The organism is Streptomyces sp. NPDC005004, from assembly GCF_053600675.1.
Map to the genome: position 1 here is coordinate 1 of NZ_JBSGAH010000002.1, position 23,616 is coordinate 23,616.

The 23,616-nt window shown below is 69.3% G+C and carries 22 protein-coding genes; 10 read left to right on the forward strand and 12 right to left on the reverse strand.

From position 1 onward, the window contains the following. Nucleotides 1–181: 181 nt before the first annotated feature. The gene (locus ACWEEU_RS02315; protein ID WP_451727602.1) at nt 182–1,357 is read right to left on the reverse strand and encodes a globin domain-containing protein; all 1,176 of its coding nucleotides are present in this window, start codon (nt 1,355–1,357) and stop codon (nt 182–184) included. A gap of 304 nt (nt 1,358–1,661) precedes the next feature. On the opposite strand from ACWEEU_RS02315, the gene ACWEEU_RS02320 reads away from it, so the two are divergent. Further along, nucleotides 1,662–2,528, forward strand: coding sequence for a GNAT family N-acetyltransferase (locus ACWEEU_RS02320; RefSeq protein ID WP_451727605.1), 867 nt, complete (start codon nt 1,662–1,664; stop codon nt 2,526–2,528). 70 nt (nt 2,529–2,598) lie between these two features. Here ACWEEU_RS02320 and ACWEEU_RS02325 read toward each other — a convergent pair whose 3' ends face one another. Together ACWEEU_RS02325 and ACWEEU_RS02330 are read right to left on the reverse strand one after the other, a co-directional pair. Beyond that, nucleotides 2,599–3,021 carry a GlcG/HbpS family heme-binding protein gene (locus ACWEEU_RS02325; RefSeq protein ID WP_199581631.1) on the reverse strand — a complete coding sequence of 141 codons (423 nt, stop codon included), beginning with the start codon at nt 3,019–3,021 and terminating at the stop codon, nt 2,599–2,601. A gap of 94 nt (nt 3,022–3,115) precedes the next feature. Continuing rightward, nucleotides 3,116–4,324, reverse strand: coding sequence for an MFS transporter (locus ACWEEU_RS02330; RefSeq protein WP_451727609.1), 1,209 nt, complete (start codon nt 4,322–4,324; stop codon nt 3,116–3,118). A gap of 143 nt (nt 4,325–4,467) precedes the next feature. Between ACWEEU_RS02330 and ACWEEU_RS02335 the strand changes: the two genes are divergently transcribed. Both ACWEEU_RS02335 and ACWEEU_RS02340 read left to right on the forward strand, forming a co-directional pair. Beyond that, nucleotides 4,468–4,926 carry a MarR family winged helix-turn-helix transcriptional regulator gene (locus ACWEEU_RS02335; protein ID WP_385749576.1) on the forward strand — a complete coding sequence of 153 codons (459 nt, stop codon included), beginning with the start codon at nt 4,468–4,470 and terminating at the stop codon, nt 4,924–4,926. An 11-nt stretch (nt 4,927–4,937) separates the two neighbouring features. After that, the gene (locus tag ACWEEU_RS02340) at nt 4,938–5,390 is read left to right on the forward strand and encodes a GNAT family N-acetyltransferase (protein WP_385749573.1); all 453 of its coding nucleotides are present in this window, start codon (nt 4,938–4,940) and stop codon (nt 5,388–5,390) included. Nucleotides 5,391–5,479: 89 nt separating this feature from the next. Here ACWEEU_RS02340 and ACWEEU_RS02345 read toward each other — a convergent pair whose 3' ends face one another. Together ACWEEU_RS02345 and ACWEEU_RS02350 are read right to left on the reverse strand one after the other, a co-directional pair. Further along, complete coding sequence (locus tag ACWEEU_RS02345; protein ID WP_451727614.1) at nt 5,480–6,868, reverse strand: serine hydrolase domain-containing protein; 1,389 nt, start codon at nt 6,866–6,868, stop codon at nt 5,480–5,482. Between the two features lie 69 nt (nt 6,869–6,937). Next, the gene (locus tag ACWEEU_RS02350) at nt 6,938–7,618 is read right to left on the reverse strand and encodes a TetR/AcrR family transcriptional regulator (RefSeq protein WP_385749567.1); all 681 of its coding nucleotides are present in this window, start codon (nt 7,616–7,618) and stop codon (nt 6,938–6,940) included. 70 nt (nt 7,619–7,688) lie between these two features. Between ACWEEU_RS02350 and ACWEEU_RS02355 the strand changes: the two genes are divergently transcribed. Continuing rightward, nucleotides 7,689–8,798, forward strand: coding sequence for an FAD-dependent oxidoreductase (locus ACWEEU_RS02355; RefSeq protein WP_451727618.1), 1,110 nt, complete (start codon nt 7,689–7,691; stop codon nt 8,796–8,798). Nucleotides 8,799–8,834: 36 nt separating this feature from the next. Here ACWEEU_RS02355 and dnaB read toward each other — a convergent pair whose 3' ends face one another. Then, nucleotides 8,835–10,313, reverse strand: a complete 1,479-nt coding sequence (gene dnaB, locus ACWEEU_RS02360) for a replicative DNA helicase (protein ID WP_199581624.1) — start codon at nt 10,311–10,313, stop codon at nt 8,835–8,837. Nucleotides 10,314–10,771: 458 nt separating this feature from the next. Here dnaB and ACWEEU_RS02365 point away from each other — a divergent pair, with 458 nt between their 5' ends. Further along, nucleotides 10,772–12,109, forward strand: coding sequence for an MATE family efflux transporter (locus ACWEEU_RS02365; RefSeq protein ID WP_385749562.1), 1,338 nt, complete (start codon nt 10,772–10,774; stop codon nt 12,107–12,109). Between the two features lie 210 nt (nt 12,110–12,319). Here the strand turns inward: ACWEEU_RS02365 and rplI are convergent, their stop codons facing one another. From rplI to rpsF, 4 genes are all read right to left on the reverse strand, one after another. After that, on the reverse strand, nt 12,320–12,766 hold the full coding sequence (gene rplI / locus ACWEEU_RS02370; protein WP_199581622.1) for a 50S ribosomal protein L9: 447 nt from the start codon (nt 12,764–12,766) through the stop codon (nt 12,320–12,322). Nucleotides 12,767–12,784: 18 nt separating this feature from the next. Next, nucleotides 12,785–13,021, reverse strand: a complete 237-nt coding sequence (gene rpsR, locus ACWEEU_RS02375) for a 30S ribosomal protein S18 (protein WP_003949403.1) — start codon at nt 13,019–13,021, stop codon at nt 12,785–12,787. A 42-nt stretch (nt 13,022–13,063) separates the two neighbouring features. Continuing rightward, a complete protein-coding gene (locus tag ACWEEU_RS02380; protein WP_385749560.1) occupies nt 13,064–13,648 on the reverse strand; it encodes a single-stranded DNA-binding protein in 585 nt (194 codons plus the stop codon). 77 nt (nt 13,649–13,725) lie between these two features. Beyond that, entirely contained in the window at nt 13,726–14,016 is a 291-nt protein-coding gene (gene rpsF, locus ACWEEU_RS02385; protein ID WP_003975025.1) for a 30S ribosomal protein S6, read from the reverse strand. 278 nt (nt 14,017–14,294) lie between these two features. On the opposite strand from rpsF, the gene ACWEEU_RS02390 reads away from it, so the two are divergent. The 3 genes from ACWEEU_RS02390 to ACWEEU_RS02400 all read left to right on the forward strand — a co-directional run bounded on the left by ACWEEU_RS02390 (nt 14,295) and on the right by ACWEEU_RS02400 (nt 17,057). Next, on the forward strand, nt 14,295–14,612 hold the full coding sequence (locus ACWEEU_RS02390) for a hypothetical protein (RefSeq protein WP_385749557.1): 318 nt from the start codon (nt 14,295–14,297) through the stop codon (nt 14,610–14,612). Nucleotides 14,613–14,804: 192 nt separating this feature from the next. After that, entirely contained in the window at nt 14,805–15,926 is a 1,122-nt protein-coding gene (locus tag ACWEEU_RS02395; protein ID WP_161183373.1) for a lipid II:glycine glycyltransferase FemX, read from the forward strand. A 99-nt stretch (nt 15,927–16,025) separates the two neighbouring features. After that, a complete protein-coding gene (locus ACWEEU_RS02400; RefSeq protein WP_366800885.1) occupies nt 16,026–17,057 on the forward strand; it encodes an alanine racemase in 1,032 nt (343 codons plus the stop codon). A 72-nt stretch (nt 17,058–17,129) separates the two neighbouring features. On the opposite strand, the gene ACWEEU_RS02405 is transcribed toward ACWEEU_RS02400, so the two are convergent. Beyond that, nucleotides 17,130–18,623: a glycosyltransferase family 87 protein gene (locus ACWEEU_RS02405; RefSeq protein ID WP_385749553.1), complete on the reverse strand. Its 1,494-nt coding sequence runs from the start codon at nt 18,621–18,623 to the stop codon at nt 17,130–17,132. A gap of 128 nt (nt 18,624–18,751) precedes the next feature. Next, nucleotides 18,752–21,412, reverse strand: coding sequence for a transglycosylase domain-containing protein (locus ACWEEU_RS02410; protein WP_451727627.1), 2,661 nt, complete (start codon nt 21,410–21,412; stop codon nt 18,752–18,754). 364 nt (nt 21,413–21,776) lie between these two features. On the opposite strand from ACWEEU_RS02410, the gene ACWEEU_RS02415 reads away from it, so the two are divergent. Both ACWEEU_RS02415 and ACWEEU_RS02420 read left to right on the forward strand, forming a co-directional pair. Beyond that, nucleotides 21,777–22,460 (forward strand): helix-turn-helix transcriptional regulator, encoded by a 684-nt coding sequence (locus ACWEEU_RS02415; RefSeq protein ID WP_451727630.1) that lies wholly within the window; start codon nt 21,777–21,779, stop codon nt 22,458–22,460. A 44-nt stretch (nt 22,461–22,504) separates the two neighbouring features. Continuing rightward, nucleotides 22,505–23,587, forward strand: coding sequence for an inositol-3-phosphate synthase (locus ACWEEU_RS02420; protein ID WP_199581615.1), 1,083 nt, complete (start codon nt 22,505–22,507; stop codon nt 23,585–23,587). The last annotated feature ends 29 nt before the right edge of the window (nt 23,588–23,616 follow it).

Genomic DNA, 23,616 nt, shown 5'->3' on the forward strand with positions numbered 1-23,616 from the left:
AGGGCTTGTCTGACCATTCCCGTCGTCGCCCGGAGGGCGGCCGCGCGGCGTCAGGTGCGTGCTCTCGGCGTGTCGGCCCCAGGCCCCCGTACTGGACGTACGGGGGCCTGGGGCCGGCGCGGCGAGAGTGCGTGCACGGCGTCGCGCGGCAGACGAGAAGTGTCAGACAGGCCCTAGCCGCTCAGGTACCGACCATGTCCTCCACCGGGTCGTGCCGTATGCGGACGTCCGGGACGCCGAGGGCGCGCAGGGCGGCGACTCCGCTGCGAATCATGCCGGGCGGTCCCGCGAGGTAGGCGTCGTACCCGTGCCAGGGTCCGCCCGCCCGGATGACGTCGGGCAGCCGTCGGCGGTCCTGCCAGTCGACGACGGGCCGCACCGAGATCCAGGGGTGGCTCGCCCGGAGCCTCAGCAGCGTGTCGATGTCGTACAGGTCGTGGTCGGCGCGGACACCGTAGAACACCTCGACCGGGCGGCGGGCGCCGTGTCCGGCGATCTCCTCGACCAGGGCCTTGATGGGTGCGATACCGGTGCCGCCGCCCAGGCAGAGCAGCCCCCCGTCGCCGGTGTGGTCGACGGTCATCGAGCCGACCGGCGGCCCGAGGCGTACGGCGTCCCCGGGGCGGGCGCGATGCACCAGCGCGTTGGACACCCAGCCCGCCGGAACGGCCCGCACATGGAAGGTCAGCAGTCCGTCGGCGCGCGACGCGGAGGCGAAGGAGTAGTGCCGCCAGACGCGGGGCCACCAGGGCGTCTCCACGCTTGTGTACTGCCCCGCGCGGAAGGGGTACGGCTGGTCGGGGCGCAGGGTGAGGACGGCGATGTCCGGGGTTCTCAGGTCGTGCGCGATGATCTCGGCTCCCCACCAGGGCGGGGCGTCGAGCGCGTCCTCCGCCGCGGCGGAGATCATCACCTGGGAGAGGGCGGCGTAGACACGGGACCAGGCCGCCTCGGTCTGCGGGGTCCAGGTGCGGACGGCGTACGTGCTCAGGGCGCCGATGAGGCAGGCGCCCACGGCCGGGTAGTGGGCGTCCAGCGCGCCGTACTTGCGGTGTCCGCGGCCCAGGTCGCGCAGGTAGTCGACGAGGACGGGGGTGTCGTCGATGTGCTCGGCGGCGGTGAGGAGCGCGCGCAGCAGCCGGTCCCGCTGGGTGTCCATCGCGGGCGGGAAGAGAGAGCGCAGCTCGGGGTGGCGGACGAAGAGGAGCGCGTAGAAGTACGAGGTGACCTTGTCGGCGACGGGCGCGATCTCGGCCAGTGTGCGACGGACGAGGAGCGCGTCCGGCGACGCCTCCCCGGCGGATTCCACCGGGCGGCTCCCCTGCCCCTCGCCCGGTGTCCCGTTCCCCCCCGACATGACGGCCGGAGCGTCCATGGTGTGCCCTCGCCTCGAACATCCGACAACACTCGTTCCGCAGCCTTCCACCGGGTTCGGGGACCGCAGCGGTGTACCCGAAAAAGCGGTTCTTCGGAGCGTTCGTCCGGTTAGGCTGTTCGTTCCTCAAGTGGCGGACAGAGTCGGGCATTTGATCCAGTACCTCCCAACATGACTGTTTCACGTGAAACAGTCATGCGACTCGGTCGCCCGGAGGCACGAGGGCCGCACCGGGGTTTTCCTAAACAGGTGGACGCCGCGCCCCCGATCCGACAGCCTGGCCCGCGTGCCGACGCCTTCTCCCGCCGCTCTGCCCATCCGTCGACTGACCCCGCGCGATCTGACCGCCTGCGCCGATCTCTCCGAGAACCGGCAGTGGCAGCGTGAGGAACACAAGTGGGGACTGCTCCTCGCCGCCGGACAGGGATACGGCATCGACGACCCCGAGGGCGGCCTCGTCGCCGCCTGTGTCGTGACCGAGTACGGTCCCGAAGGGTGTCCGGACCTCAGGGCCATCGGGATGGTCCTGGTGGCCGAGCGCCATGCCCGCCGAGGCGTGGGGCGGCACCTGCTGCGGCACGTCATGTCGGCGGCGGGAACCACACCGCTGGCCCTGCACGCCACCCCCATGGGACGGCCGCTCTACGAGGAGCTGGGCTTCAAGGTCGTGGGCGAGGCCGACATGCTCATGGGCGACTTCGTCCCGTCCGGGGTGCCGGAGCGGACACCGACCCGCGCCGCGACCGCCGAGGACCTTCCCGAGATCCTCCGGCTCGACGCGGAGGTCTTCGGCACCGACCGCACCCCGCTCCTCGCCCGCCTGCCCGCGTTCGCGGACCAACTGCGCGTGGCGGAGAAGGCGGGACGGATCACGGGCTACGCCGCCGCCTGGCCCAACATGGACACCCACGTGGTGGGGCCGTTGATCGCCCGCGACACGGAGACGGCGAAGGCGCTCGTCACCTCGCTCGCTGCGCACACCGAACGCCCGCTGCGCACCGACATCGACATGCGCCACGACGAACTGCGCACCTGGCTCAAGGAGCGGGGTCTGGCGTCGGTGGCCGCCAATGCCGTCATGACCTGTGGAATCCCTGATCTGCCGGGCGACTGGACGCGGCGGTTCGCCCCGCTGACGGTGGCAGCGGGCTGATCGCACGACGCGGGCGGGCCCCCGCTGCGTCCAGCAGGGGGCCCGCCCGCGTCACGTCGTGACGGCTCCGTCAGGCGTCGAGCGCGCGCACGGCCTCGGTCGCGAAGCCGTGGTCCTGGTCGGGGGCGCCGCCGCCGACACCGATGGCGCCGATGAGCCGGCCGTCGCGGTGGACCGGGACACCACCGGCGATGAACAGCAGGGGGCGGTCGAGCGCGGTGGGCAGCGTGTGGAACGGCGCGCCGGGCTGCACGGCCTCCACCAGGTCGGCGGTGGCCGCGTTCAGCTGGAGCGCCGTGTATGCCTTGCGGGTGCTGGTCTCGCCGGAGATCAGCACCGCCCGGTCGTCCCGGCGGAAGGCGAGCAGGTGACCGCCCGCGTCCAGCACGGTGACGCTGACCGTGACGCCGGCGTCCTCGGCGGCGCGTCGCGCCGTCGCGATGAGCAGCTCGGCGTCCTCGGTGGTGAGCGGGGTGATGGTGGTGGTGCTCATGGTGGGGTTCTCCTTGGATCTTTCTGAGGTGCTGCCGTGCGGTCCGGGAGAGGTGCGACGTCTCCGGTGCCGACGGCGGTCCGGGGGGGGCGGCTCAGTGGTGGACGGCCGCTCGCTGCGGCACGGCCGCGTCGGGAGCGACCGGGGTGCCGGTGGTGCCGTCGCGGCGCTCCAGGGCGGCCGACAGGAAGGCGAGGACCAGGGCGGCGGCCGCGAGGGCGGCGCCCACCCAGTTCGGGGCGGTGTAGCCGAAGCCGGCCGCGATGACCACGCCGCCGAGCCAGGCGGAGAGGGCGTTGCCCAGGTTGAAGGCGCCGATGTTCACGGCCGAGGCCAGGGTCGGGGCGCCGTGGGCCTGGTCGAGCACGCGCTTCTGCAGGGGCGGGACGGTCGCGAAGCCGAGGGCGCCGATCAGGGCGATGGTCACGGCAGCCGCGATCTTGTTGTGCGCGGTCAGGGTGAACAGCGCGAGGACGACGGCCAGGGCGCCCAGGGAGATGTACAGCATCGGCATCAGGGCGCGGTCGGCGAACTTGCCGCCGACCAGGTTGCCCCCGACCATGCCGAGACCGAACAGGACCAGCAGCCAGGTCACCGAGCCGTCGGCGAAACCGGCGACGTGGGTCATCATCGGGGCGATGTAGGTGACGGCGGCGAAGACCCCGCCGAAGCCGAGGACGGTCATCGCCATGGCGAGCAGAACCTGGGCGTTCTTGAAGGCGGCCAGCTCGTGGCGCAGACGCACACCCTCGGGGCGCGGCATCTCGGGCACCAGCCTGGCGACGCCGGCGAGGCCGACCACGCCCAGCGCGGCCACGATGCCGAAGGTCACCCGCCAGCCGGCGTGCTGTCCGACGAGCGTGCCCAGCGGCACTCCGACCACGTTCGCGACCGTGAGGCCGGTGAACATCATCGAGATGGCGCCGGCCTTCTTGTCCGGGGCCACCAGGTCGGCGGCGACGACCGAGCCGATGCCGAAGAAGGCACCGTGGGCGAGCGACGCGACCACGCGCCCGGCGAGCATGAGCCCGAACACCGGGGCCACGGCGGAGAGCAGGTTCCCGGCGATGAACAGACCCATGAGGATCATCAGCATCCGCTTGCGCGAGACCTTGGTGCCGAGCACGGTCATCAGCGGGGCGCCGATCACCACGCCCAGGGCGTAGCCGGTCACGAGCATGCCCGCCGTGGGGATGGAGACCCCGAAGTCGCCCGCGACCTGGGGCAGCAAGCCCATGATCACGAACTCGGTCGTCCCGATTCCGAAGGCCCCGATCGCGAGGGCCAGAAGCGCGAGAGGCATGAGGGGGTACACCTTCCCAGACGATTGCAGGAGCGCTTTGCGCGCTTCGACAATAGTTGCAGACGCGGGTTAAACGCAATCGCTGGATATTGCGTGTGATGCTCTACCCTGGAAGCCGGCCGCCGGGATGGAGGAGAACGCCCATGACTGCGACGGACCCCGCGCTCACTGCCCTGTCCCAGGGCTGGTACGCGCTGTCTCTCCTGCACGGGAGGATCGAGGCGCACATCGAGCGCGCCCTCCAGACGCCGCACGAGCTGAGCGTGCGCGAGTACTCCCTGCTCGACGTGCTCAGCCGCCAGCACGACGGCGAGGGCGGCCATCTCCAGATGAAGCAGGTGGCCGACGCGGTCGTGCTCAGCCAGAGCGCCACCACGCGTCTGGTGACCCGCCTGGAGGACCGGGGCCTGCTGGAGCGCTATCTGTGCCCGACCGACCGCCGGGGCATCTACACCAACGTCACCGAAGCAGGTCTGACCCTGCTGGAGCAGGCGCGCCCCACCGCTGACGCCGCCCTTCGCGAGGCGCTGGACACCGCCGCCCTGAAGCCCGAACTGGCGCCCCTGGTCAAAGCAGTGGAGTCCCTGCACACGCCCGCCTAGGGTCAGGAATCATGGAACAGACGGACATACGGCGCGCCCGACCGGACGACATCCCCGCGATCGTCGCCATGCTGGCCGACGACCCCCTCGGCGCCCAGCGGGAATCACCCGACGACCTGGCGCCCTATCTCGCCGCGTTCGAGCGTCTGGCCGCCGACCCGAACCAGCACCTTGTCGTCGCCGTCCTGGAGGGACGCGTGATCGGCACCCTGCACCTCACGATCATCCCCGGGCTCTCCCGCAAGGGCGCGACCCGCGCGCTCATCGAGGCCGTCCGCGTCCACGCCGACCAGCGCGGCAGCGGACTGGGCAGCGAACTCATCCGCTGGGCCGTCGCGCGGTCACAGGAACTCGACTGCGCCCTGGTGCAGTTGACCTCCGACAAGACCCGCACCGACGCGCATCGCTTCTACGAGCGCCTCGGGTTCACCGCCTCGCACGAGGGCTTCAAGCTGAACCTCTGAGCGCCCGCATCCAGCGAACGCCCCCACCGACAGCGATTCGGCCCCGTTTCACGTGAAACAGGGCCGAATCCTCGCAACTACCGCCGCGTTTAAGCCTGCTTACTCCCTCGCCAGCCGCCCTCGTCCACGCCGCCGGGCACCGACACCTCCGAGTCGTACGGCTGCCGGGTGAACACGAAGGAGCCGACGTCGAGGTGGCTCGGCGTCCCGTCCGGACCCCGCACGGCGCGCAGCAGCTCACCGGCGTAGTAGCCCTCCAGGCCGGTCCAGGTACCGTCGCCGTTCGGCCGGAACCGCGCACGACGGCCAGCTCCGGAAAGCGGGCCGAGCAGGAGGCCGTCGGCGGACACCCGCAGCCCGAAGGCGTATGTCCCCCAGTACCACTGCCCCGCCAGCTCGAGGACTTCCTGGTCGACCTCGGGCAAGGGCTGCCACGGCTCAGGGATGCGCGGCTCCGCCTCGGCGACGATGCGGACGAGATCGGCGCCCACCGAACCGACCAGCGGGCCGCTGGTGGCGTTGGCCAGCACGATCGCCGCCACGTCGTCCTCCACGCTGATGACGAGGTTCGCTACGAAGCCGGGCAGCGAACCGGAGTGGCCGACGAGGAGCCTGCCGCCGCGGTGCTGGATCTGCATCCCGAGGCCGTAGGCAGCCCCGTCCGCCACATCCGTGGCCTCGGCGGGCGCGGCGGGCGTCCGCATCTCCCGGACCGACTCCGCACTCAGCACCCGGTCGTCCCCCTCGGCCAGGAAGACGGCGAACCGGGCGAGGTCACCGGTGGTCGACCAGAGCTGTCCGGCCGGTGCCATCCGGCCGAGGTCCTCCAGCGGCTCGGGCAGCATGACGTCCGCCCAGGGATGCACCGCCCAGCCGCCGGCGTGTGGCGCCTGGGGCTGGGTGCTCGTGCGGTGGAGGCCGAGCGGTTCGAGGATCTCCTCGCGCAGCACCTGCTCCCAGGGGGCGCCGCGCAACTCCTCCACCAGCGCGCCGAGCAGGGTGTAGCCGGGGTTGGAGTAGTGGAAGCGCCGTCCCACCGGGTGCAGCAGGGGGTGCTCACCGAGCACGTCGCTCAGCTCGGGACGCAGCGAGCCCGGGGTGCGCTCCCACCAGGGACCGGGCGACTCGGCCGCCAAGCCCGCGGTGTGGGCGAGCAGTTCGGCGACGGTCGCCTCCCCGGCACCGGTGCCCGGCAGATGCTTCTCCAGCGGATCCCCGAGGTCCAGCAGCCCCTCGTCCCGCAGCCTCATCACCAGGACGGCGGTGAACGTCTTGGTGATGGAACCGATCCGGTACTGCACGTCCCCGTCCGGGGCATACCCGTCCACCGAGGACCGCGCCCCCTGCCACACGACCCGCCCGCCCCGCACCACCGCGGCGACCAACGACGGCGCCCGGCCCTCGGTCTGCGCGACGGCGATCCGGTGCAGCAGCGCCCGCCGTGTCCCCGGCAGCAGCTCTTCATGAGATGTCGTCATGCGCCCAGTCCATCCGCTGAAGGGCGGCACGTCGAATTCATTGTTGCGGTCCGCCCCGAGAGCCGCGCGTCACTTGGCGATGCGGGCTTCGATGCCGTCGAGCAGGAAGTCGAGGCCGAGCCGGAAGGTGTGGTCGGCGTCCAGGTGGTCGGCGTCGCGCACCACCGTGGACAGGGCGGGGAAGCGGCCGGTGGCGAAGGTCCGTGTGAGATAGGGACCGAGCTCGGCCTGCCAGCGCCTCTCGTCCATCCCGCTGGCCCGCTCGGCACGACGCTCGGCGATCTCCCGGCGCACCGCTCCGATCACGTACGCGCTGACCGCGGCGACCACCGGCATGACGGCGTCCACGCCGAGGTCGCCCAGCGCGGCCGCCACGGTCTCCCCGTTGGCCAGCGCGTGCGGCCCGAGCTGCGGCCGTCCACCGAGCAGGTCGGCGAGCCATTCGTGCTCGTGCGCGGCCTGCCTGGTGGTCTCGGCGAGGGAGCGCAGCATCTCCCGCCAACCGTCTCCGGTCGGCCGGATCTCGGCGTACATCGCGTCGACCATCAGGTCGAGCAGTTCCTCCTTGCTGTCGATGTAGCCGTACAGCCGCATCGGCCCGACGCCCAGCACGGCGGCGACCTTGCGCAGCGACACCGCCTCCAGACCGTCGGCGTCGGCCAATTGAACGGCCGCCCCCACGATCCGCTCCCGGTTCAGCGCGGCCGGAACGGGTCGATTCGCAGGCTCCGGCCTCTCCCACACCAACATGCGCCCACAGTACCCAGCACTCAGCGATACAGTGTATCGCTCAATACGGTGTATCTAAGGGGAGGCATCCATGACCATCGCCATCGTCGGAGCCGGACTGGGCGGCCTGGCTCTCGCCCGCGTGCTGCGCGTGAACGGCCTGGATTCCGTCGTGTACGAGCGTGAGCCGTCACGCGAAGCACGCGGGCAGGGCGGAATGCTCGACATTCACTCCGGCCAGCGGGCGCTGCGCGAGGCCGGTCTGATCGACCGGTTCCACGCGATCGCCCGCGGCGAAGGCCAGGACATGCGTCTCCTGGAGGCGGACGGCACCCTGCTGCTCCAGGAGGACACCCCCGACGACGCTCCGCTGGCGCGCCCCGAGGTCGACCGCGCCGATCTGCGCGACCTGCTGCTGGACTCGCTCCCCGAGGGCACGGTGCGCTGGGGGCACGCGTTCACCTCCGCCGACGACGGCCTGCTGCGCTTCACGGACGGCAGCAGTGCCCCGTACGACCTGCTGGTCGGCGCGGACGGCGCGCGGTCCCGGGTCCGCCCGCTGCTCACCGACGCCCGTCCGGAGCACATCGGTCAGAACGTCGTCGAGGTCGGCATCCCCGACATCGACCGCACGCACCCCGACCTCGCGGCGATGGTCGGGCGCGGCAACTACTGGGTGTTCGGCGACGGCATGTGCCTGGCGGCGCAGCGCAACGGCGACGGCCGCGTCCGCATCGGGCTCAGTTTCTACAACACTCCCGAGGACTGGTTCGCCACCGCCGGCATCCCGTTCGACGACCCGGCCGCCGCCAAGGCGCGGCTGATCGAGCTGCTCTCCGGCTGGGACACACGGTTCGCCACGCTGATCGCGGCCTGCGACGACACGGTCGTGCCGCGGTCGATCACCACGCTTCCGGTCGGCCTGACCTGGCCGTCGGCGCCGGACGTCACGCTGGTCGGCGATGCCGCGCACCTGATGCCGCCGGCGGGCGAGGGCGCCAACATGGCGCTGCTGGACGGAGCCGTGCTCGGCCTCGCACTGGCCGGGCACCGGGACGACTTCCCCGCCGCCGTCGAGGAGTACGAACGCGAGATGTTCGCACGCACCGGCGCCGCCGCCCGGCAGTCCGCACGCGTCCAGGAACTCCTGACAGCGCCCGACGCCGCCCGAAAGTTGCTCGCGTTCTTCCAGCCGGACTGAGGAACCGCCGCCGCACCGGGCGCGCGGATGGGCTGGTCAGGTCTGGGCCATGTCCACGAAGCGGGAGTAGTGGCCCTGGAAGGCGACCGTGATCGTGGCCGTGGGGCCGTTTCGGTGCTTGGCGACGATCAGGTCCGCCTCGCCCGCGCGCGGGGACTCCTTCTCGTAGGCGTCCTCGCGGTGGAGCAGGATGACCATGTCCGCGTCCTGCTCGATGGAGCCGGACTCACGCAGGTCGGAGACCATCGGCTTCTTGTCGGTGCGCTGCTCGGGACCACGGTTGAGCTGGGACAGCGCGATCACTGGGATCTCCAGCTCCTTCGCGAGGAGCTTGAGGTTACGGGACATGTCCGAGACCTCCTGCTGACGACTCTCGGCACGCTTGGAGCCGCCGGACTGCATGAGCTGGAGATAGTCGATGACGACCAGTTTCAGGTCGTTGCGCTGCTTCAGACGGCGGCACTTGGCGCGGATCTCCATCATCGACAGGTTCGGGGAGTCGTCGATGTAGAGCGGTGCGGCCGAGACGTCCGGCATCCGGCGGGCCAGCCGGGTCCAGTCCTCGTCGGTCATCGTGCCGGAGCGCATGTGGTGCAGGGCGACCCGCGCCTCGGCGGACAGCAGACGCATGGCGATCTCGTTGCGGCCCATCTCGAGCGAGAAGACCACGCTAGGCAGGTTGTGCTTGATCGAGGCGGCCCGCGCGAAGTCCAGCGCGAGCGTCGACTTACCCATGGCGGGACGCGCGGCGATGACGATCATCTGGCCGGGGTGCAGGCCGTTGGTGAGCGAGTCGAAGTCCGTGAACCCGGTGGGCACGCCGGTCATCTCGCCGCTGCGCGAGCCGATCGCCTCGATCTCGTCGAGGGCGCCCTCCATGATGTCGCCGAGCGGCAGATAGTCCTCGCTGGTGCGCTGCTCGGTGACCGCGTAGATCTCGGCCTGGGCGCTGTTGACGATCTCGTCCACGTCGCCGTCGGCCGCGTATCCCATCTGCGTGATGCGCGTGCCGGCCTCCACCAGGCGGCGCAGCACCGCACGCTCGTGGACGATCTCGGCGTAGTACTCGGCGTTCGCCGCCGTCGGCACGGTCTGAACGAGGGTGTGCAGATACGCCGCGCCACCGACCTTGTTGATCTCGCCGCGCTTGGTGAGTTCGGCCGCGATGGTGATCGGGTCGGCCGGCTCGCCCTTCGCGTAGATGTCGAGGATCGCCTGGTAGATCGTCTCGTGCGCGGGCTTGTAGAAGTCGTGACCCTTGAGGATCTCGACCACGTCGGCGATGGCTTCCTTGGACAGCAACATGCCGCCGAGGACGGACTGCTCGGCGTCCAGGTCCTGGGGCGGCACCCGCTCGAAGGAGGAGCCGCCGCCGTCCCAGTCGCCGTTGTCACGGCCCCGGTCGTGCTGCTCGCCACGGTTGCGGCCGGTCTCGCCGCGGCGGCGGGAGGCAGGCAGACGATCGCTGGGCCCGCTGTCCGCCCACGGATCGTCCAAGGGCTCGGAAATGCTCACCGAGCCACCTCCTCCCGTCCGCACGGCGGACCTCGCCGAGCCTCTGTTGTACGGCACGGCACTGACAAAATGAGAGGCCCGGATCCGGTTCCGGCGCGTCGATGGGACGACGTTTTCCAGGGCCGGGGCAGGAGCGGGCGCCGGACCACGGTAGGCCCCTCGGCACCTTCAGCCAATCTGGTTATCCACAGGCCATGTGGACGACGGCCCAGATGCTGTGGAGAACTCGCCGAAACCTGTGCACGACCCGGTGGACAGCCCTGTGAACAAGACCTCGATCCCCCGAGCAGGACGACGCTGACCTGCATCTTTACCGTCCACCGGCTGTGCAGAACAAAAAAGTCCCCAGCCGGACCAAGATCACCTCGAACAATGCGCGAACGTACGCGATCCAGGACCGACTGTAAGGGTCGCGCGATAATTGCATCGCTTACCTGTGGACGGATACATTGGCGCCCATGACACAGGCTCCCGCGATCCCCCCGGCCACCCGCCGACGGCACGACCGAGAGATCGTCGCCCTGGCGGTTCCGGCCTTCGGCGCGCTCGTCGCCGAGCCTCTGTTCGTCATGGCCGACAGCGCGATCGTCGGCCACCTCGGCACCGCGCAGCTTGCCGGTCTCGGCGTCGCGACCGCACTCCTCACGACCGCCGTGAGTGTGTTCGTCTTCCTCGCCTACGCCACCACGGCCGCGGTGTCCCGGCGGGTCGGCGCCGGGGATCTCCCGGCGGCCCTGCGCCAGGGCATGGACGGCATCTGGCTGGCCCTGCTCATCGGCGTGGCGGTCATCGCCGTGGTCCTGCCCCTGGCGCCGGACATCGTGCGCCTCTTCGGCGCCTCCCCCACGGCGGCGCCCTACGCCACCACCTATCTGCGCATCTCGGCGCTGGGCATCCCGGCCATGCTCACGGTCCTGGCAGCCACCGGCGTGCTGCGCGGGCTCCAGAACACCAGGACCCCGCTGTACGTCGCCGTCGGCGGCTTCGTCGCCAACGCCGTCCTCAACGCGCTGCTCGTCTACCCGGCCGGGCTCGGCATCGCGGGCTCGGCCTGGGGCACGGTCGTCGCCCAGTGGGGCATGGCCGCCGTCTACCTCTTCGTGGTCGTGCGGGGGGCGCGGCGGCACAAGGCGTCCCTGCGGCCGGACCTCGCGGGTATCAGGGCATCGGCTCAGGCGGGCGTTCCGCTGCTGGTCCGCACGCTGTCCCTGCGGGCGATCCTGATGATCGTCACGGCGATGGCGGCCCGGCTCGGAGACGCGGACATCGCCGCCCACCAGATCGTTCTGTCCCTGTGGAGTCTGCTGGCCTTCGCTTTGGACGCCATCGCGATCGCCGGGCAGGCGATCATCGGCCGGTACCTCGGCGCCTCCGACGCCCGGGGCGCCCGGGAGGCGTGCCGCCGCATGGTGCAGTGGGGCATCGCGGCCGGTGTCGTCCTCGGGGTGCTCGTCGTGGCCGCCCGGCCGCTCTTCCTGCCGCTCTTCACCGGCGACCCCGTCGTGCGGGACGTGGCGCTGCCCGCCCTGCTGATGGTGGCGCTCTCCGAGCCGATCTGCGGGATCGTCTTCGTCTTGGACGGCGTCCTGATGGGCGCGGGGGACGGACCCTATCTGGCCTGGGCGATGGTGGTCACTCTGGCCGTGTTCACGCCGGTGGCGCTACTCGTCCCCGTGGTGGGCGGCGGACTCACCGCCCTGTGGGGCGCCATGACGCTGATGATGACGGTTCGCCTGCTCACGCTGTGGCTGCGGGCCCGGTCGGGCAAGTGGATCGTGACGGGCGCGAGCCGCTGAGGCACGCGCCGGCCCTCAAGACCGGTGGTCGGCGCACCGAAGCCGGCGCCCGGGGATCAGACCACTGTTGTCCCGGTTTCACGTGAAACACGGGGGTCGAACACCTGAAGGCCGGACGCCTGCCGACGCCCCGTTGTTTCCCGCCCCCGCACGCGAAGAAGGGCCGCCCCAGAGGGACGGCCCTTCTCTCAGCTATTCAGCCGCACGGCGTCAGGCCGCGACAACCTCGACGCTGACCTTGGCGGAAACCTCGGGGTGCAGACGCACCGAGGTCTCGTGAGAGCCCAGGGTCTTGATCGGGGAGGACAGCTCGACACGACGCTTGTCGACCTCGGGGCCACCGGAAGCCTTGATCGCCGAAGCGACGTCGGCCGGGGTGACGGAACCGAAGAGACGACCGGCGTCGCCGGAGCGAACGGCCAGACGGACCTTCACGCCCTCGAGCTGGGCCTTGATCTGGTTGGCCTGCTCGATGGTCTGGATCTCGTGGATCTTGCGGGCGCGGCGGATCTGCGCCACGTCCTGCTCGCCACCCTTGGTCCAGCGGATAGCGAACTTCCGCGGGATCAGGTAGTTGCGGGCGTAACCGTCCTTGACGTCGACGACATCGCCGGCGGCACCGAGGCCAGAGACCTCGTGGGTGAGGATGATCTTCATGTGTCGGTCACCCTTCCCTTATCGCGCGGTGGACGTGTAGGGCAGCAGCGCCATCTCACGGCTGTTCTTCACGGCCGTGGCGACGTCACGCTGGTGCTGCGTGCAGTTGCCGGTCACGCGGCGGGCACGGATCTTGCCGCGGTCGGAAATGAACTTCCGCAGCATGTTCGTGTCCTTGTAGTCCACGTACGTGACCTTGTCCTTGCAGAAAGCGCAGACCTTCTTCTTAGGCTTGCGCACAGGCGGCTTCGCCATGGTGTTTCTCCTGTGTGATCAAGAAGTGGGGGTGCGAGCCCCTTAGAAGGGGGGCTCGTCCGAGTAGCCACCGCCGCCGCCGGAACCACCGGAGCCGCCGCCCCAGCCGCCGCCACCCTGGTTGCCACCGGCAGGAGCGCCGGAAGCCCACGGGTCGTCGGCGGGAGCGCCGCCCTGGTTGCCGCCGGAGCCACCGCCCCAGCCGCCGCCACCGCCACCGCTGTATCCGCCCTGGCCGCCGCGTGCGCCGCCGCCACCGCCACCGGAGGTCTTGGTGACCTTCGCCGTCGCGTTGCGCAGGCTCGGGCCGACCTCCTCGACGTCCAGCTCGAAGACCGTGCGCTTGACGCCCTCACGGTCCTCGTAGGACCGCTGCTTCAGCCGGCCCTGCACGATGACGCGCATGCCGCGCTGGAGCGACTCCGCGACGTTCTCCGCCGCCTGACGCCAGACCGAGCAGGTCAGGAACAGGCTCTCGCCGTCCTTCCACTCGTTGGTCTGCCGGTCGAAGGTGCGGGGAGTGGACGCGACGCGGAACTTCGCGACCGCCGCACCGGACTGGGTGAAGCGCAGCTCGGGGTCGTCGACAAGATTGCCGACGACCGTGATGACGGTCTCGCCTGCCATGGGGGAACCTCTCGGCGGGTTTGCTGCTCTGGCTGCTTGGTTGCTACTCGAATCCCGAGATCAGTCGAGCCGAAGGCTCAGTGCATCTCGGGGCGGAGGACCTTGGTCCGGAGGACCGACTCGTTCAGGTTCATCTGGCGGTCGAGCTCCTTGACGACCGCAGGCTCGGCCTGCAGGTCGATGACCGAGTAGATGCCCTCGGGCTTCTTCTTGATCTCGTACGACAGACGACGACGGCCCCAGGTGTCGACCTTCTCCACCTTGCCGCCGCCATCGCGGACGACAGAGAGGAAGTTCTCGATCAGCGGGGAGACCGAACGCTCCTCGAGATCGGGGTCGAGGATGACCATCACCTCGTAGTGACGCATGTGGAACCCACCTCCTTTGGACTCAGCGGCCACGGTCGTTCCGTGGCAGGAGGGTCGTGATGCGTGCGCAACGGTATCGGCCGCCACTGACAATCGGAGGCTTCGAAGGAAGTTCCGCGCAGTGACCTGGAAAGGTGCGGGCAGACACCGGTGCAGACGTTACAGAGTACCCGCACACCGGCTTCCGGTTGAAATCAGGCGGTGGGGGCAGCCAATCTGTACACATCGGGTGTGTAAGGCGCTACCGTGCGCCGCCGCTATCCGCAGGAGGTGCCCACATGGCACAGGCATCGTTCCCCAACATCGCCGGCTCCCTGTTCGCCACCGACGGCAAGCCCCATCCGGTTCAGGACACCCTGACGGTGGCGACGCTGGTCCTCGGTCTGCTCTCCTTCATCACGTCCTTCTTCACGGGTCTCCACCTGCTCGCCTCCTGGGCCGGCCTGATCGGGCTCGTCGGCGGCGCGTACGGGCAGTGGATCTCGGTGACCACACGCGAGCGTTTCGGCCTGATCCTGGGGCTCGGCGCCTCCGGCATCGGCTTCCTGATCGGCATGGCGAACGGCGGTCTGTTCGGCGGCGTGATCGGCAGCTGACCGACCCCTCACCCCGCGCACAGCACCCCTTCACCGCATCCACGAAGACACCCGGGGGCACCTTCCCGGCCACCGGCCGGGAAGAAGGTGCCGTACGCCCCAGTCGGCGCGCTCGCACCGGGCAGTAGGCTTCGCGCGAGAGCCGGAGCCCCTGTACCCATGGGGACACACCAGCCCGAGGAGCGCCCCGACATGAGCCTGACCCTGAGGACCATCAGCCGTGAGCAGCATCTGGCCTATATCCAGAGCCTGCCGGCGGCTAGCCACATGCAGGTCCCGGCCTGGGCAGATGTGAAGGCCGAGTGGCGCTCGGAGAGCCTGGGCTGGTTCGACGAGCGCACCGGCGAGATGGTCGGCGCCGGCCTGGTCCTCTACCGCCAATTGCCCAAGATCAAGCGCTACCTCGCCTACCTTCCCGAGGGTCCGGTCATCAACTGGTTCGCGCCGAACCTGGAGGAGTGGCTCCAGCCGATGCTGGCCCACCTCAAGCACCAGGGCGCGTTCTCCGTGAAGATGGGCCCGCCGGTGATCATCCGCCGCTGGAACTCGGAGACCATCAAGAAGGGCATCCAGAGCCCGGACGTGAAGCGCCTGCGCGACATGGAGGCCGACTTCATCGAGCCGCGCGCCTTCGAGGTGTCCGACAAGCTGCGCCGCATGGGCTGGCAGCAGGGTGAGGACGGCGGCGCCGGATTCGGCGACGTGCAGCCCCGCTACGTCTTCCAGGTGCCGCTCGCCAATCGCTCCCTGGAAGAGGTCCACAAGAACTTCAACCAGCTCTGGCGCCGCAACATCAAGAAGGCCGAGAAGGCCGGCGTCGAGGTTGTCCAGGGCGGCTACCAGGACCTGGCGGAGTGGCAGCGGCTGTACGAGATCACCGCCGTGCGCGACCACTTCCGGCCGCGCCCGCTGTCGTACTTCCAGCGGATGTGGACGGCCCTCAACACCGAGGACCCCAACCGGATGCGGCTGTACTTCGCCCGCCACAACGGCGTGAACCTGTCGGCGGCGACCATGCTGATCGTCGGCGGCCACGTCTGGTACTCCTACGGCGCCTCCGACAACATCGGCCGTGAGGTCCGCCCCTCCAACGCCATGCAGTGGCGCATGCTGCGCGACGCCTACGCGCTCGGCGGCACGGTCTACGACCTGCGCGGCATCTCCGACTCCCTGGACGAGACGGACCACCTGTTCGGCCTGATCCAGTTCAAGGTCGGCACGGGCGGCCAGGCCGCCGAGTACCTCGGCGAGTGGGACTTCCCGCTGAACAAGCTGCTCCACAAGGCTCTCGACATCTACATGTCGCGCCGCTGAGCAGCGAACCTTTGATTCCATAGCCTTCGAGCGGCCTTCACCGGCCGCCGGGCTCACCCCTTGATCCACCCCAGCCACGAGAAAGGTTCCGGTCCGGCCATGGCGCTCACGCTCTACGTCGACACCGCGCGCTGGCGGGCGCACCACAAGCACGTGCAGGAGCAGTTCCCGGGACTCGTCCCGGTCTGCAAGGGCAACGGCTACGGCTTCGGGCACGACCGGCTGGCGGAGGAGGCCACCCGGCTGGGCTCCGACATGCTCGCCGTCGGCACCACGTACGAGGCCGCGCGCATCAAGGACTGGTTCAGCGGCGACCTGCTCGTCCTGACGCCGTACCGGCGCGGCGAGGAACCGGTGCCACTGCCGGACCGCGTGGTGCGGTCGGTGTCGTCGGTCGACGGCGTGTACGGCCTCGTGGGCGCCCGTGTCGTCATCGAGGTGATGTCCTCGATGAAGCGGCACGGCATCAGCGAGCAGGACCTGCCGCAGCTCCACCAGGCCATAGAGAACGTCCGCCTGGAGGGCTTCGCCATCCACCTGCCGCTGGACCGCACCGACGGCACCGACGCGGTCGACGAGGTCATCGGCTGGATGGACCGGCTGCGCGCGGCTCGGCTGCCGCTGCACACCATGTTCGTCAGCCACCTCAAGGCCGAGGAACTCGCGCGGCTCCAGCAGCGGTTCCCGCAGACCCGGTTCCGCGCGCGCATCGGCACCCGGCTGTGGCTGGGGGACCACGACGCCACCGAGTACCGCGGCGCCGTCCTGGACGTCACGCGCGTGGCCAAGGGCGACCGCTTCGGCTACCGGCAGCAGAAGGCGGCCTCCGACGGCTACCTGGTGGTCGTGGCGGGCGGTACCTCGCACGGAGTGGGCCTGGAGGCCCCGAAGGCGCTGCACGGCGTCATGCCGCGCGCCAAGGGCGTCGCACGGGCCGGCCTGGCCACGGTGAACCGGAACCTCGCCCCGTTCGTCTGGGGCGGCAAGCAGCGCTGGTTCGCCGAGCCGCCGCACATGCAGGTGTCGATCCTGTTCGTGCCGTCGGACGCCCCGGAGCCGCAGGTCGGTGACGAGCTGGTGGCCCATCTGCGGCACACCACCACGCAGTTCGACCGGATCGTCGACCGCTAGAGCACGAGGCTGAGACGGAAAGGCCGTGTACGAGCAGCTCGTACACGGCCTTCCCGCTGTCCGGTGCCTCGCTCAGGGCGCGGGCTCGCCCGGTACTCCCCACTCCATCCGGAGCATCTCGTCGGGCTCGGCGGCCCGCCTGTCGTGGGCGGCGCCGCCCAGGACGAACACGTCCGGCGCACCGTCGAGAACGCCGCCCGAGGGGTCGTCGTCCCCGGCCCGGCGCACCACGTCCCGCTCCGGCAGGAGGATGTCGCGGACGACCACGGCGCACAGGTACAGCGTGCCCAGCAGGTGCAGCGCGATCGCCCACTGGTAGCCGTGCGTGGGCAGGCCCTTGTGGGCGTCGCCGCTGGTCGTGTACGCGAGGTACATCCAGATGCCCAGGAAGTACGCCACCTCGCACGCCTGCCAGATAAGGAAGTCCCGCCACTTGGGCCGGGCCAGCACGGCCAGTGGCACCAGCCACAGGACGTACTGCGGGGAGTAGACCTTGTTGGTGAGGATGAAGGCGGCCACCATCAGGAAGGCCAACTGCGCGAAGCGCGGGCGGCGCGGGGCGAAGAACGTCAGCGCCGCGATCCCGAGGAAGGCGAGCACGACCAGCGCACTGGCCGCCGTGTTCACGAAGTCGATGCTGGGCGGGTTGCTGGAGTTCTGCGACCAGATCAGCCAGAACGAGCCGAAGTCGACGCCCCGGTCGTGGCTGAACGTGTAGAACTTCGACCAGCCCGGGAAGGCGAACAGCATCACCGGCAGGTTCACCACGAGCCAGGCGACCACCGCGCCGCCCACGGCCTGGAAGAACGCCCGCCATTTGCCGGCCCGCCAGCACAGCACGAGCAGCGGCCCGAGCAGGAAGACCGGATAGAGCTTGGCGGCCGTGGCAAGCCCGAGCAGCACCCCGAAGGCGATGGGACGGCTCCGCGACCACATGAGCATCGCAGCGGCCGTCAGGGCCACCGCGAGCAGGTCCCAGTTGATGGTGGCGGTCAGGGCGAAGGCGGGCGCGAGGGCGACCAGCAGACCGTCCCAGGGGCGTCGGCGGTGCGTGCGGGTCACGCAGACGGCGATGACCGCTGCGCAGACCATCAACATTCCGGCGTTGGCGAACCAGTACCACTGCTCCTGCTGCTGGATACCGCCGCTGCCCGGCGTGAGCCACGCGGCGACCTCCATGAACACGCCGGTCAGGACCGGGTACTCCAGGTACTCCATGTCGCCCGGGAGCCTGTCGAAGTACGGCACGAGTCCATCGGCGAAGCCGCGCCCCTGATAGAGGTGCGGGATGTCCGAATAGCAGGCGTGCGTGTACTGCGAGCTGGCTCCGAAGAACCAGGCGCCGTCGTAACAAGGCGCCTTCTGGACGAGGCCGAGGGCGAACATGCCGATCGCCACGAGGGCGATGACCCTGACCGGCGTCCACCAGGACGTCCCGAGCAGGGCACGCCGCCCGACCGGGCCACCGATCAGCTCACTGCCGACCGCGGCGATCTCGTCCTCCCGACTCGGTCGCACCGTCTCCGGCTCGGGCACACGCACGGGCGTCGTTTCAGCACTGGGCATGGGGCACATCCTGCCGTACGCACCCCGGAAAACGCCGTGGGCCGCCGCACCTCGTAGGTGCGGCGGCCCACGTTTCACGTGAAACACGCTTACCGGCCGTCAGGGACGGAACCGGTCATTCGGACGGTCTAACCGGTCTGACCTCCGAAGAAGCCCCCGTTTCCATTTCCTCGGGTGGTACCGGTACCGCTCGTTTCGGAGAGAGTCGGACTCGGATCGGTCCCTCCGGGGCCACCGTCGGCGCCTCCGTTGTCGGTGCCACCGTTCTGGTTACCGCCGTTCTGGTTACCGCCGTCACGGCATCCGAAGAAGCCGCAGGTGGCGCTGTTCGTCGGCGACGGCTGCACCTCGGACTCACTCGGCGACGGGCTCGACGAGGGGCTCGAGGTCGGGCTCTGCGTCACGGTCGGGGTGGGCGAGGGGCTCGGTTCGACGTTGAGCGCCTTGCCGTACGGGATGGGAGTCGGGAACTTCTCCGCCGGCTGGCCCTTCAGTGCCTCGATCATGTAGTCGTGCCAGATCTCGGCGGGGAACGAGGCACCGTGGATCTTCGCCTGGCCGCCGGTCCCGTACATCTTCAGGAATTTGCGGTCCTTGGGCTTCGCCTGGTCGTCCATCCGGAACATGTCGATCGCGGTGGACAACTGGGGGGTGTACCCGACGAACCAGGCCGACTTGTTGCCGTCGGTGGTACCGGTCTTGCCGGCCACATCGCGACCCGGGAGTTGGGCAGCGGTACCGGTGCCCTTGTCGACGACAGTCTTCAGAACGTCGGTGACGTTGTCGGCCACCTTCGATTCGAAGGCATCCGTGGGCTCGTCCTTGTGCTTGTAGACGACCCCGTCCTTGCCGCTGACCTGAGCCACCGAGTACGGGTCTCGCTGCGTTCCGCTGTTTGCAAAGGTCGCGTAGGCGCCGGCCATACGAATCGCGCTGGGGTCCGAGGTTCCGATGGAGAACGACGGGAAGCTGGAGCTGGCCAGGCTGTTCTCAAGGACGCCCGCGTCCAGGGCACTCTGCTTGACCTTGTCCAGGCCGACATCCATACCCAACTGGACGTAGGCGGAGTTGACCGAGAACTGCATGGCGTAGCGCAGATCGATCTTGTAGTCGGGAGGGTTTCCCTCCGACTCGCCTCCGTCATTGGTCTGGAGCCACTCCTTGCCCTTCCTGTCCTTCCAGACCGCTCCGTCGTAGGTCCGGATCTTGAGCTTGTTCTGGCCGCTGTACAGGCTCTTCGGCGACGCCGGGGTGCGCTCGTCCTGCGGTTGATTCTCAAGGCCGTGCGGATTCCGCACGCCCCACTTCATCGCCGCGGCCAGCACAAACGGCTTGAACGTCGAACCCACCTGGGCACCGGTGGCATCGGCGTTGTTGGTGAAGTGCTTGGTCCAGTCCTCGCCGCCGTAAATGGCCCTGATGGCACCGGTCTTGGGCTCGACCGACGCTCCGCCGAACTGGACGTACTTGTCGGTGGCTGGACGCAGCTTGGTGTTGATGTTCTTCTTCCGGACGTTCTCGACGGCCTTCTCGAGCTGCTTGACCTTCTTCTTGTCGAAGGTCGTCCGGATCGTGTAACCGCCCTGCTGGAGATCGTTCGCCGTGATGTGCGTGTCGTCCTTGTGGGCGATCAGGTACCCCTTGGCCAGGTCGACCAGGTAGCCGACCTGCCCGCTCAACTGGCCGTTCGCGTGCGGGCTCTGGACCTTGGGAAGCTTCGTGTACTTAGCCCGCTCCGCCGCGCTCAGATGGTGGTACTCGACCATCTTGTTCAGCGTGTCCTGCATCTGGCGCGTGGCCCTGATGGTGTTGGCGGTAGAGGTGGCAGCCGGGTCGATGGAGACCGCGCCAGCGGGGTCGTAGTACGTGGCGCCCTTGAGCATCGCCGCGAGGAACGCGCACTGGCCGGGATCGAGCTTCTTGGCATCCTCGTTGAAGTAGGCCCGAGCCGCCGCCTGGATACCGTAGGCCCCGCGACCGAAGTACGCGGAGTTCAGATAGCCGGCCATGACTTCCGGCTTGGGGACCTTGGCGCCCACCTTGACGGCGACGAGGATCTCCTTGAACTTACGGGAGATCGTCTGGGACTGGTCGTCGAGCATGGCGTTCTTGACGTACTGCTGGGTGATGGTGGAGCCACCCTGTGTCTGGCCGCCGCGGGCCATGTTGAGGAAGGCGCGCGCGATGCCCTTGGGGTCGACACCGCTGTCGTTCTCGAAGGTCTTGTTCTCCTGGGAGATCACGGCATAGCGCATCTCCGGCGGGATCTGGGCGTAGTTGAGGTTCTGCCGGTTGATCTCGCCACCGGTCGCGACCATGACGGAGCCGTCGGACCACTCGAAGACGTTGTTCTGTGCCCTGGCGGTCTTCGCGATGTCGGGGATACCGACCATCGCGTAGCCGATGCCCGCCACGGCCACCAGACTTCCGAAGAGGGCGACGCAGACGGTGGCCACGAGCTTCCACGACGGCAGCCAGCGCTGCCAGCCGTCCTTACCCGCCCGGGGGTAGTCGATGAATCTCGGGGTGGCGGGGGCCGCGGCGCGGCCCCGGCCGCGTCCCGGGCCTGTGTTGTCGGGACCTCGGCGGCGGCCGCCGCCTCTCTGGGTCGCGCGGCGCGCCTCGGCGCGACTGCCGTAGGCAGGCTCGTCACCATAGGAGTCGGCAGGGGCCTCGTTGGTGCCTCGCGGGGCCGCTCGGCGGCCGGAGGACGGGCCGGGCTGGCCGCGTCGGGCCGCGGCACGTCCGCCTCCCTGCGGCGGCGGCGGTTTGCGACGGTGCTCGCTCATCGAACGATTACTCCTCGGGCAGGCGCACCCGTGCGCGCCTGGAAACAGCGGCTGGTTTCCGGTCCCCCCGAAGTACGGATGCGGTCGTTGCTGCATTCACCCGTACTGCACCGAGGACCATGACGCCCCCCAAGCGCCCCTTGGTTCCCGGTGGTGTGCATGGCGCACAGACTACGCACCGCCAAAACCTTCCCAGCCCCGAAGTTCACCCCAAATCAGGCAACTTGCCGCGTACGAATCAGTGATGTGATCCCGTTCACCATCTGCCCTCTTGTCGCACACCGGAGGCCGTTCTATCGTCGGGATGTATCGAGTCGATACATCAGCGCGCGATAAAGACGCTGTGTGCCGAGAGGAGGCGATCATGAGCCGGCGTTCCGGCATCCTTGAGTTCGCCGTACTCGGGCTGCTGCGCGAGTCTCCGATGCACGGCTACGAACTGCGCAAACGACTCAATACATCCCTGGGTGTGTTCCGGGCCTTCAGCTACGGAACGCTGTACCCCTGCCTCAAGACGCTGGTCGTAAACGGCTGGTTGATCGAGGAACCGGGCAACACCCGCGAAGACGCTCTGGCGGCCCCCCTCACCGGGCGCCGCGCCAAGATCGTCTATCGGCTGACGGCCGAAGGTAAGGAGCACTTCGAGGAGTTGCTCTCGCAGACCGGGCCGGACGCGTACGAGGACGAGCACTTCGCCGCGCGGTTCGCCTTCTTCGGGCAGACCTCACGCGATGTGCGGATGCGTGTGCTGGAGGGCCGGCGCAGCCGCCTGGAGGAGCGTCTGGAGAAGATGCGCTCCTCCCTGGCACGCACGCGGGAGCGGCTCGACGACTACACGCTTGAGCTCCAGCGCCACGGAATGGAGTCCGTGGAGCGCGAGGTGCGCTGGCTGAACGAGCTCATCGAAAGCGAGCGGGCCGGGCGCGACCTCAAGGGGTCGGAGTCCGGGGAGTCCGCTCAGCAGGACACCACATCTGGATCGACGGGCGGCCTGCCCCGTCCCAGGGACCTCCCGGGGACGGATACGCCCGGCGACACCGCCACGTGACGGCCCACTCAGGGCCTCACTCGTACACACAGGGAGCAACCGGAATGGGTTCGGTTCGCGTAGCCGTCGTCGGCGTGGGCAACTGCGCCGCGTCGCTGGTGCAGGGCGTCGAGTACTACAAGGACGCCGACCCGGCGGCCAAGGTCCCCGGCCTGATGCACGTGCAGTTCGGTGACTACCACGTGCGGGACATCGAGTTCGTCGCCGCGTTCGACGTCGACGCCAAGAAGGTCGGCCTCGACCTGTCGGACGCCATCGGCGCCTCCGAGAACAACACCATCAAGATCTGCGACGTCCCCACCACCGGTGTCACCGTCCAGCGCGGCCACACCCTCGACGGCCTCGGCAAGTACTACCGCGAGACCATCGAGGAGTCGGACGCCGAGCCGGTCGACGTCGTCCAGGTCCTGAAGGACAAGCAGGTCGACGTTCTGGTCTGCTACCTCCCGGTGGGCTCCGAAGACGCCGCGAAGTTCTACGCCCAGTGCGCCATCGACGCCAAGGTCGCCTTCGTCAACGCCCTCCCCGTCTTCATCGCGGGCACGAAGGAGTGGGCGGACAAGTTCACCGAGGCGGGCGTCCCGATCGTCGGTGACGACATCAAGTCCCAGGTCGGCGCCACCATCACGCACCGCGTCATGGCGAAGCTGTTCGAGGACCGCGGTGTGATCCTGGACCGCACGATGCAGCTCAACGTCGGCGGCAACATGGACTTCAAGAACATGCTCGAGCGCGAGCGCCTGGAGTCCAAGAAGATCTCCAAGACGCAGGCCGTCACCTCCCAGATCCCCGACCGGGACCTCGGCGAGAAGAACGTCCACATCGGCCCGTCCGACTACGTGGCCTGGCTGGACGACCGCAAGTGGGCCTACGTCCGCCTCGAGGGCCGCGCCTTCGGTGACGTCCCGCTGAACCTGGAGTACAAGCTCGAGGTCTGGGACTCCCCGAACTCGGCCGGCGTCATCATCGACGCCCTGCGCGCCGCGAAGATCGCCAAGGACCGCGGCATCGGCGGCCCGATCCTCTCCGCGTCCTCGTACTTCATGAAGTCCCCGCCGGTCCAGTACTTCGACGACGAGGCCCGCGAGAACGTCGAGAAGTTCATCCGCGGCGACGTCGAGCGCTAAAGCCCTACCGCTCGTACGCGAAAGCTCCT